This is a genomic window from Patulibacter medicamentivorans (genome assembly GCF_000240225.1).
Taxonomy (GTDB): domain Bacteria; phylum Actinomycetota; class Thermoleophilia; order Solirubrobacterales; family Solirubrobacteraceae; genus Patulibacter; species Patulibacter medicamentivorans.
Genome location: NZ_AGUD01000227.1, coordinates 44,736 through 54,273, shown reverse-complemented (window position 1 = coordinate 54,273; position 9,538 = coordinate 44,736). Strand labels below are relative to the sequence as shown.

The window sequence follows — 9,538 nt, the reverse complement described above, 5'->3', positions numbered from 1 at the left end:
GCGAGCGTCGCGGCGGCGCTCGCGGCGACCGTCGTCGGGACGCCCGAGCCGCGGCTGGGCGACCGCGAGGAGCTGGCCGACCTGGCCTGCGACGCGCTCTGCGACCTGGTCGCGGCCTACGCGCTGGCCGGCGCGGGCTGGTTGCTGGTGGTCGAGTCGGCGGCCGGCGAGGCGTTCCTCGGCGCGGACGGCGCCGCCCGTGCGCGCGGTCCGCTGCTGCAGGCGGCCGAGGACGCGAGGATCCACGGGATCGCCCTGCGCCCGCCGGCCGCGGACGGCGTCGCCGACGCCGATGCGCACGTCCACGTCCCGGCCGAGGTCTGGGCCGGCGCGCCGACCACGTTCGGCGACCGGTTCGCGCCGTTCGTCGCCGCCGCCGGGCCCGACGGCCTGCTGCTCAGCGACGGGCCGATCCCGGCCGACGCGCCGCACGAGAACCTGCGGGCCGGCCGCGCGCTGGTGACCGCCGCCTGACCGCCGGGCGGGGCGGGGCGGGCTCAGCGCCCGGTGCGCTTGGCGGTCCACGGGTTCTTGCGCGTGCAGGACCCGATGTCGTAGTCGATGACGCCGCCGGTGACGCGCGTTCCCCGCAGCCGGCCGCTGACCGTCAGCTTCAGCGGCTTGCCGTCGCGGGTCGTGCGGACGGCGCCGCGGAAGCGCCCGTCGCGCTTGATCGTCGTCGTCGGCAGGGTGACCGTGACGGTCATGACGTACGGGTCGTAGTTGCAGACGGCGGTGAAGGTCGCCTTCCAGCCGCTCAGGCGACGACCGTCGCGGCTGACCTTGAAGCTGACCGGCCCGCTGTCGATCGCCAGGTCGGCGGTCAGGCTGCCGCGGTAGCGCCCGTCCGGGTCCTTGGTGGCGGCGCCGACCGGCGTCGCGAGGACGGCGGCGGCGAGACCGGCGAGTGCGAGCGCGCCGAGCGACGAGCTGGGACGGGACATCGGGGAACCTCCGGGGGGAACGGACGCCGCGGCACCCGGCCGGGCGGGGGTGGGCGCCACGATACCGCCGGCGCGCCACCGACCGGGCCGGTTCGCGTCAGCCGTCGGCGTCGCCGCCGAACAGCGGCCGGCCGCGTCGCAGCAGGTCCAGCAGCGGTCCGCGCAGGTTGCGCAGGCCGTCGAGGTCGTCGAGGGCCAGGCGCGCGGTCACCATCGTGCTGATCGCCGCCACCAGCGCCTCGCAGGCGAACCGCTGCTCGGCGGTGCGGGCGTCGAGCGCGCTGGCGACCAGGTCGACGAAGCCGGCCTGGATCTCGATCCGGCGGGCGAGGGCGGCGGGGCCGGCCGCGTAGACCTCGATCAGGAAGAGGCGGGCGAACGCCGGCTCCGACGCGAGCCCCTCGAGGTAGGCACCGAGCAGCTGCTCGATCCGCTGGTCGGCGGGGGGCTCGGGATCGTCGGGCCCCGGGGCGGCGAGACCGCTGGCGGCGCCGATCTGGGCCAGCAGCAGCTCGACGGCGCGGTCGTAGGCGCTGGTGAAGCAGTCCTCCTTCGACGAGAACTGCTCGTAAAAGGTCTCGCGCGAGACGCCGGCGCGACGGATGATCTGCGCGACGGAGGTGCCGACGTAGCCGTTCTCGGCCATCGCGTCGGCCATCGCCAGCAGGATCCGGTCGCGCTGCGAGCGCACGACCTCCTCGCGGCTGAGGCCGTGGCGCCCGCGCGGCAGCTGGCTGCGGACCTCAGCCACGACGGGACCACGGCGGTCGTCGCGGCTGATCCGGCTGGATCCTGAGCGTGTTGAGCACGGTCGCAAGCATGTCGTAGTGGCCGACCAGCATGCAGAGCTCGATCGCCTCGCGCTCGTCGAGCGTGCCGCGCAGCGCCGCCCAGGCCTCGTCGTCGAGGTCGCGATCGGCCAGCAGCCGGTCGGCCGTCTGCAGCAGCAGCCGCTCGCGGGGGCCCCAGCCGGCGGCCTGGGGTCCTTCGACGACCCGCCGGACGTCGGCCGGGCCGAGGCCGGCGCGGCGCCCGAGCCGGACGTGGTGCTCGAACTCGTACCGCGAGCCGCGGAGGTGCGCGACCCGCAGGATCACCAGCTCGGTCTCGCGCCGCGGCAGCAGGCCGCCCGGCATCAGCCGGCCGGCGAAGCGCAGCCAGCCGCGGAACAGCTTGCGGTGGCGCCCGAGGGTCAGGAACAGGTGCGGGGCGCGGGTGCCGGTGACGACGCCCGCGACCTGGGACAGGGCCCAGACCGGCAGGCCGACGTCTCGACGACCGCCGGGGTGGATCCGCGGGCCGGCGCTGGACGGTTGCTGACCGGTGCGCGAGGATCCGCTGGTGCTGGGCATGCCGGCACGGTAGCATCTGCGAACAGTGGTGTTCGCAGAGCGCCCGTCGGGATCCGCGCCCAGCGCGGAGCGCCGCCGGAGCGACGCAGGGCCACGACCCCGGAGCCCCATCTCCGGGACCCCTCGTCGCTGCGCGCGGGACTCGGGGGATTCCCGTGCGCGGCCCCTGGGTCGGTGGCGCAGACGCGCCGCCGACCCGGGGCGGGGAGGAGGAGTCGCCCCGGGCCGGCGACGAGGGAGGGCGGCGACGCCGATCGTGGAAATTGGACGCCGCCTCGCTCTCCGTCGCGGGGGATCCGTCGCCGGACCCCCGGTGGGACCTCACCCGGATCGGCCGAACGGCCCCCGGGATCGGCCCCTCAGACCAGCGCGCCGGTCGATCCGCCGTCGAGCACGAAGGCTTCGGCGGTGGAGAACCGGCTGCGGTCCGAGGCCAGGAACAGGACCAGGCGGGCGACCTCCTCGGCGGTGCCCATCCGACCCTGCTTCGCGTTGATGACGTCCTCGATCGGCATCCCGATCGCGGCGCTCAGCTCGTCGGCGTGGTCGCGGACCAGCTGGGTGTCGATGAAGCCGGGGCAGACGGCGTTCACCCGCACTCCGTGGTCGCGCAGCTCCAGCGCCAGGGTCTTGGAGAGCGAGATCACGCCGGCCTTCGCCGCCGCGTAGGTCCCGATCAGCGGCGATCCCCGGAGCCCGGTGATCGAGGCCATGTTGATGATCGAGCCACCGCCCCGCGGAGCCATCTGGATCGCGGCCTCGCGGGCGGTCAGGAAGACGCCGTCGAGGTTGATCTCCATCAGCCCGCGCCAGTCCGCCAGCGACGTCTCCGTCAGCGGCTTCACGAACGCGACGCCGGCGTTGGCGACGACGACGTCCAGCCGCCCGTGCTGCTCGGCGGTGTCGGCGATCACCTGCTTGACCTGGGCCTCGTCGCGGACGTCGAGCGTCACGTCGGTGCCCTGGATGTCGGTGCGGACCACGGTCGCGCCCTCGCTCGCCAGCGCGTCGGAGACCGCCGCGCCCAGGCCCTGGGCGGCGCCGGTGACCAGCGCGACCCGTCCTTCCAGCTCACCGCTCACAGGAGACCAGCCACCAATCCACCGTCGAGGACGTACTGCGACCCGGTCGTGAACGACGAGTCGTCCGAGGCCAGGAACGCGACCATCTCGGCGACCTCGGCCGCCGTGCCGATCCGGCCCTGCTTGACCTTCAGGACCTCGCCGAACGGCATCCCGACCGCGGCCTCGAACGGCGAGACCAGCCGGTCGACCATCGCGGTGTCGATGAAGGCGGGGCAGACCGCGTTGACGCGGATGTTGGCCGCCTTCAGCTCGATCGCCGCGACCTCGGTCAGCCGCACGACCGCGCCCTTCGACGCGCAGTAGGCGCCGAGCAGCGGCGCGCCGCCGATCCCGGCGACCGAGGCCATGTTCACGATCGACCCGCCGCCGGCCTCCGCCAGCGCCGGCACCGCGGCCTTGATCCCGAGGAAGACGCCCGTGACGTTGATCTTCATCAACGCGTCGAACTCCTCCTCGGTGGTCTCGGTCAGCGGCTTGCCGATCTCGATCCCGGCGTTGTTGACCATCACGTCGAGGCCACCGAACGACGACCGCGCGACGTCGATCGTCTCGGCGATCTGGGCGGCGACGGTCACGTCGCAGGTCGCGGCGACCGCGTTCGGGCCGAGCGCGGCGGCGGCCTCGGCGGCCCCGTCGCCGTCGCGGTCGGAGACCACGACCTTGGCGCCCTGGGCGATGAACAGCTCAGCGGTCGCGCGGCCGAGGCCGGCGGCCGCGCCGGTGATCACGGCGCGCTTGCCGCTCAGGTCGGAGATCACGTGCCGTGCCTCCTCTGCCGCTGCCCGGAGCGCTCGGCGCTCCGCGCACGGCGAACGTGCGGGGTGTCCATGTGCTTCCTCCTCCTCGTGCTGACAGGACCCGGGACGGTGGCGCTGGACGCCCGCGCCGTCCCGGCAGGACGACCGTATCCGCGGCCTCCGGGGGCGTCGCTGGGCCTCGGCGCCACGCCCCGCGGCGCCCGGTGTGGTGCGGGCACACGAGGCCCGCCGGCGCCGCTCGGGAACGGCCCGCGGGGCGCGCGTCCCACCCCAGCGGAAGGCCGATTCCTCCCTCCGGCCGACGGCGGGCGCGGGACGCGGAGGCGCGGTCGTCGCGGTTCGGGGCGCTTGGTCCTCCGGAGCGGCGAGCGCCGGCCGCGGCCGTCAGTCCAGGGCCCGCAGCAGCCGGTCGAGGTCCTGCTCGTCGTTCCAGGCCCCGACCGAGGCCCGCACCCGGTCGCTGCCCGGCAGGTCGCGGACGACCACGCCGGCCGCCGCCAGCGCGGCGACCGTCGCCGCCGGGTCAGCCTCGCTCCAGGCGACCAGGGTCGTGCGACCGCGCGGGGCCACCGTCCGCCCGCGCGCGGCGAGCCCGTCCGCCAGCTGCTGCGCCAGATCGGCGGCCCGCTCGTGGAGCGCCGGCCAGCCGTGCTCGTCGAGCACGTCGAACGCCGCAAGCGCGGCCGCGGCGGCCTCGCCCGAGGTGGTGACCGCGTCGTGGGCGCGGGCGTCCGGCCACGGCCGCGCGGCGAGCCCGGCGGCGGGGTCCGACAGGTTGAGGTAGGTCGGGCCCGGGGCCCGCAGCCGCGCCTGCCAGGCCGGGTCGATCCACAGGAACCCGGTGCCGATCGGACCGCACAGCCACTTCTGGCCGGCCGCGGCGTAGAACGCGCAGCCGAGCGCGGCGACGTCGACGGGGATCGCGCCGGCTCCCTGCGCGCCGTCGATCAGCACCGGCACCTCGTCGCGCAGCTCGGCCAGGGCGCTCGGCGCCAGGGTCCCGTCGGTCCAGCGCACGTGCGAGCAGGCGACCAGGCGCGTGCGCTCGTCGACGGCCTCGACGATCCGCTCGAGCGGCACGGTCCGGATCCGGACGTCGTGCTGGCGGGCGAGCGCGGCCAGCGGCCCGAGCAGGCCGGGGTGCTCCTGCTCGGCCGTCAGGACCTCGTCGCCGGCGTGCCACTCGAGCCCCTGCAGCACCCGCACCATCCCCTCGGAGGTCGCCGTCGTCAGTGCCACGTCCTCGGGCTCGCCGCCGACCAGCGCGGCGTAGCGCCGGCGCCGCGCGTCCTGCGTGTGGCCGGTGGCGACGAAGTGGTCGTGGGTGCGGCCGTGCTGCTCGGCCTGGTGGACGACCCCGGCCGCGGCGGCCGAGGAGGCGCGGGGCAGGGGCCCGCAGGTCCCGGCGTTGAGATAGGCCACCTCGCGCAGGACGGGGAACTCGGCGCGCAGCTGGGCGGGGTCCATCGGCCGAGCATACGAGGAGCGCGCGACGGCCCGAGAGCCATCTCCGTGTCCCGTTCCTCGCGGCGGGCTCGAACCGGCCCTCGGTCGTCCGTCCCGCCGCGGGGCACGGAGCCCGGCGCTCGCATACCCTTGGCCTCGCTATGCAGGTGACGCTTCCCGACGGCAAGGCTCTCGATCTCCAGGACGGGGCCACGGGCGCGGACGCCGCCGCCGCCATCGGGCCCGGTCTCGCGCGGGCCGCGCTGGCGATCGTCGTCGACGGCGAGCAGCGCGACCTGGGGCGTCCGCTGCCGGACGGGGCGGTGATCGGGATCGTCACCGACCGCTCCGACGAGGCGCTCGAGCTGATCCGCCACGACACGGCGCACGTGCTGGCGGCGGCGATCCTCGACCTGTACCCGGGGACGAAGATCGCGATCGGCCCGCCGATCGAGAACGGCTTCTACTACGACTTCGAGTTCCCCGAGGGCGTCGTCCTCAACGACGGCGACTTCGCGGCGATCGAGGCCAGGATGGCCGAGCACGTCGCCGCCGACGAGCCGTTCGTGCGCCAGGACGTGACCGTGGCCGAGGCGCTGGAACGCTTCCGGGCCGAGGACCAGCCGTACAAGGTCGAGCTGATCGAGGACCTGGTCAGGAACGCGCCGGCCGACGCGCCGGTCGAGACCGTCTCGCTCTACACCAACGGCCCCTTCACCGACCTCTGCCGCGGCCCGCACGCGCCGACCACCAAGCGGATCGGCGCCTTCAAGCTGCAGTCGCTGGCCGGCGCCTACTGGCGCGGCGACTCCGACCGCCAGCAGCTGGTGCGGATCTACGGCACCGCGTTCTTCAAGCGCAAGGACCTCGAGGCGCACCTCGAGCGGCTCGAGCTGGCCCGCCAGCGCGACCACCGCAAGCTCGGCAAGGAGCTGGGGCTCTACCACTTCAGCGAGGCCGCGCCCGGCTCCGCCTTCTGGACCCCGGCCGGGACCCGGATCTTCAACGACCTCGTCGGCCTCAGCCGCGAGATGGGCGAGCCGCGCGGCTACACCGAGGTCAAGACCCCGCAGCTGTTCGACAGCTCGCTGTGGAAGACCTCCGGCCACTGGGACAAGTACCGCGACGACATGTTCCTGACCTCGACCGGCGACGCGGCGACCGCGGCCGAGGAGGGGCGCGCGATCGAGCCGAACATGGGCTTCAAGCCGATGAACTGCCCGGGCCACTACGAGCTGTACCGGCAGACCCGCTGGAGCTACCGCGACCTGCCCGTGCGCTTCAGCGAGCCGGGGCTGCTGCACCGCAACGAGCTGTCCGGCGCCCTGCACGGCCTGCTGCGCGTGCGCCAGTTCTGCCAGGACGACGCGCACCTGTTCGTCACCGAGGAGCAGATCCAGGACGAGGTCACCGCCTGCCTGAAGTTCGCCCAGGACACCTACCGGCTGTTCGGGTTCTCGGAGGAGGACTTCTCCTACGAGCTGTCGACCCGGCCCGAGAACCGCCTCGGCTCCGACGAGCTGTGGGACAAGGCCGAGGGCGACCTGCAGCGCGCGCTGGAGGCCAACGGGCTGGCCTACACGGTGCACGAGGGCGACGGCGCCTTCTACGGGCCGAAGATCGACATCCAGTTCCACGACTCGCTCGGGCGCTCGTGGCAGCTGGGCACGGTCCAGATCGACTACCAGGCCCCCGAGCGCTTCGACCTGACCTACACCGGCGCCGACAACGCCGAGCACCGCCCGGTCGTCCTGCACCGCGCGCTGCTGGGCTCCTACGAGCGCTTCATCGGGATCCTGCTCGAGCACACCGGCGGCGAGCTGCCGTTCTGGCTGCAGCCGGTCCACCTGACGCTGCTGACCGTGTCGGACCGCCACGCCGACGCCGCCCACCGGATCGCCGCCACGCTCAAGGCGGCGGGCCTGCGGGTCGCGATCGACGACCGGACCGAGACCGTCGGCCGCAAGATCCGCGAGACCGAGCTGGCGAAGGTGCCCCTGATGGCCGTGATCGGCGACCGCGAGGCCGACGAGGACGTCCTGACCCTGCGCCACCACGGCGGTGCCGAGGACGACGCGGCCGCGGTCGCCGAGATCGCGGCGACCCTCGGCGGCAAGCTGCGGGAGCGCGCCCTGCGCTGAGCGCCGGCCAACGCGGCCGCCGGATCGGCCGATGGAGGGAGGAAGTTCGGCCCAAGGGCCAATGGCGCGTTGGCGCTCTTGGCGGCTACGGTCGGGATCGTCGTGGGGACGCGCGCGGAACGACCGCGGGCGGCGCCCCGCCGATCGTCTCGCCACAGGAGCGCCACCGTGGGTCTCTCGTACGCCGCGCTGCTCACCCGCAGCGCCTCCAACCACCCCTCACGCGTCGCCGTCCGCCTGGACGACCGCACGCTGACCTACGCCGAGCTGGACGATGCCGCCGGCCGGATGACGACGCTGCTGCGCGAGCGCGGGATCGCTCCCGGCGACGCCGTCGCGCTGATGCTGCCGAACCTGCCCGAGTTCGTGATCGCCTACTGGGGCATCCTGCGGGCCGGCGGCGTGGTGATCCCGATGAACCCGCTGCTGCGCTCGCGCGAGATCGGGTACTTCCTCGCCGACTCGAGCGCCAGGGCGTTCATCCACCTGGCCGGCGCCGAGGAGCCCGACCCCGACGCCGACGTGCGCCTGGCGGCCCGCTGGACCGTCGGTGGCGATCCCGCCGGCGCCGACGATCTCTCGCTGGCCCTGGCCGGCGCCGCGTCGACCGCCGAGGTGCTCGCCCGCGGCGCCGACGACCCCGCCGTCGTGCTCTACACCAGCGGCACCACCGGGACCCCGAAGGGCGCGGTCCTGACGCAGTCGAACCTGGCGTGGAACGCGCACGTGATCTCGACCGAGCTGCTGACGGAGACCTGCGAGGACGTCGTCTTCGGCGCCTTGCCGCTGTTCCACAGCTTCGGCCAGGTGGTCGGGATGGGCGCGGCGATCCAGAGCGGCGCCGAGCTGACGCTGATGACCCGCTTCACGCCCGAGGCGGCGCTCGAGGTGATGGAGCGCGACGGCGTCAGCGTCCTGCCGGCGGTGCCGACGATGTTCAACGCGCTGCTCAACGCGCCCGACGCGCGGCCCGAGCGGCTGGCGTCGCTGCGGGTCTGCATCAGCGGCGGCGCGGCGATCCCCGTCGAGGTCCTGACCGGATTCCAGGAGCACTACGCCTGCACCGTGCTCGAGGGCTACGGGCTCTCGGAGACCTCGCCGGCGGCGTCGTTCAACCATCCCGACCGGCCGAGCAAGCCGGGCTCGATCGGCACGCCGATCACCGGCGTCCAGATGCGGGTCGTGGACCCCGAGGGCCGGGTGCCGGAGAGCGGCGGCGTGGGGGAGATCCAGATCCGCGGCCACAACGTCACCAGCGGCTACCTTGGGCGGCCGGACGCGACCGCCGAGGCGATCGACGAGCACGGCTGGTTCTCGACCGGCGACCTCGGCTACGTCGACGAGGACGGCTACTTCTTCATCGTCGACCGCAAGAAGGACCTGATCATCCGCGGCGGCTACAACGTGTACCCGCGCGAGGTCGAGGAGGTCCTCTACGAGCACCCGTCGGTGCTCGAGGCCGCCGTCGTCGGGATGCCGCACGACGAGCTGGGCGAGGAGATCGCGGCCGTGGTCGCCGTCAAGCCGGGGGCGACCTTCGACGCCGACGCGCTGCGCGACCACGTCAAGCAGCGGATCGCCGCCTACAAGTACCCGCGCGTGGTGATCGAGACCGACGCGCTGCCGAAGGGGCCGACCGGCAAGATCCTCAAGCGCGAGATCTCGATCGCGTCGTTGACCGCCGGCGCCGCCTGAGCGGCGGCCGGGGCGGAGCTCGCGGCTCCGTCCCGGCGCCCTTCGGCGCTGACGGCGTCCGCGTGACCGCGTCCCATCGGCGCCCCGGCGGCGGCTCCCGGTCCCTGTCGTCCCGGC

9 protein-coding genes are annotated in these 9,538 nt (G+C 74.4%); 3 read left to right on the top strand and 6 right to left on the bottom strand.

What is annotated here, in order from left to right:
- On the top strand, positions 1–474 hold a 474-nt coding region (locus tag PAI11_RS27350; protein ID WP_040600499.1), incomplete at its 5' end, for a hypothetical protein.
- A 23-nt stretch (positions 475–497) separates the two neighbouring features.
- On the opposite strand, the gene PAI11_RS24565 is transcribed toward PAI11_RS27350, so the two are convergent.
- The 6 genes from PAI11_RS24565 to PAI11_RS15200 all read right to left on the bottom strand — a co-directional run bounded on the left by PAI11_RS24565 (position 498) and on the right by PAI11_RS15200 (position 5,606).
- Complete coding sequence (locus tag PAI11_RS24565) at positions 498–944, bottom strand: hypothetical protein (protein ID WP_007576366.1); 447 nt, start codon at positions 942–944, stop codon at positions 498–500.
- 97 nt (positions 945–1,041) lie between these two features.
- Positions 1,042–1,695, bottom strand: coding sequence for a TetR/AcrR family transcriptional regulator (locus PAI11_RS15220; protein WP_007576365.1), 654 nt, complete (start codon positions 1,693–1,695; stop codon positions 1,042–1,044).
- The gene (locus tag PAI11_RS15215; RefSeq protein ID WP_007576364.1) at positions 1,688–2,296 is read right to left on the bottom strand and encodes a carboxymuconolactone decarboxylase family protein; all 609 of its coding nucleotides are present in this window, start codon (positions 2,294–2,296) and stop codon (positions 1,688–1,690) included. The genes PAI11_RS15220 and PAI11_RS15215 overlap by 8 nt, the downstream gene beginning before the upstream one ends.
- Positions 2,297–2,655: 359 nt before the next feature.
- Complete coding sequence (locus PAI11_RS15210; protein WP_007576363.1) at positions 2,656–3,378, bottom strand: SDR family NAD(P)-dependent oxidoreductase; 723 nt, start codon at positions 3,376–3,378, stop codon at positions 2,656–2,658.
- On the bottom strand, positions 3,375–4,136 hold the full coding sequence (locus PAI11_RS15205) for an SDR family NAD(P)-dependent oxidoreductase (RefSeq protein WP_040600514.1): 762 nt from the start codon (positions 4,134–4,136) through the stop codon (positions 3,375–3,377). Before PAI11_RS15205 ends, PAI11_RS15210 begins: the two co-directional genes overlap by 4 nt.
- A 387-nt stretch (positions 4,137–4,523) precedes the next feature.
- On the bottom strand, positions 4,524–5,606 hold the full coding sequence (locus tag PAI11_RS15200; protein ID WP_007576360.1) for an aminotransferase class V-fold PLP-dependent enzyme: 1,083 nt from the start codon (positions 5,604–5,606) through the stop codon (positions 4,524–4,526).
- Between the two features lie 140 nt (positions 5,607–5,746).
- Here PAI11_RS15200 and thrS point away from each other — a divergent pair, with 140 nt between their 5' ends.
- Both thrS and PAI11_RS15190 read left to right on the top strand, forming a co-directional pair.
- Positions 5,747–7,726: a threonine--tRNA ligase gene (gene thrS / locus PAI11_RS15195; protein ID WP_007576359.1), complete on the top strand. Its 1,980-nt coding sequence runs from the start codon at positions 5,747–5,749 to the stop codon at positions 7,724–7,726.
- Positions 7,727–7,894: 168 nt separating this feature from the next.
- Positions 7,895–9,421: a long-chain-fatty-acid--CoA ligase gene (locus tag PAI11_RS15190; RefSeq protein ID WP_007576357.1), complete on the top strand. Its 1,527-nt coding sequence runs from the start codon at positions 7,895–7,897 to the stop codon at positions 9,419–9,421.
- Positions 9,422–9,538: the final 117 nt, after the last annotated feature.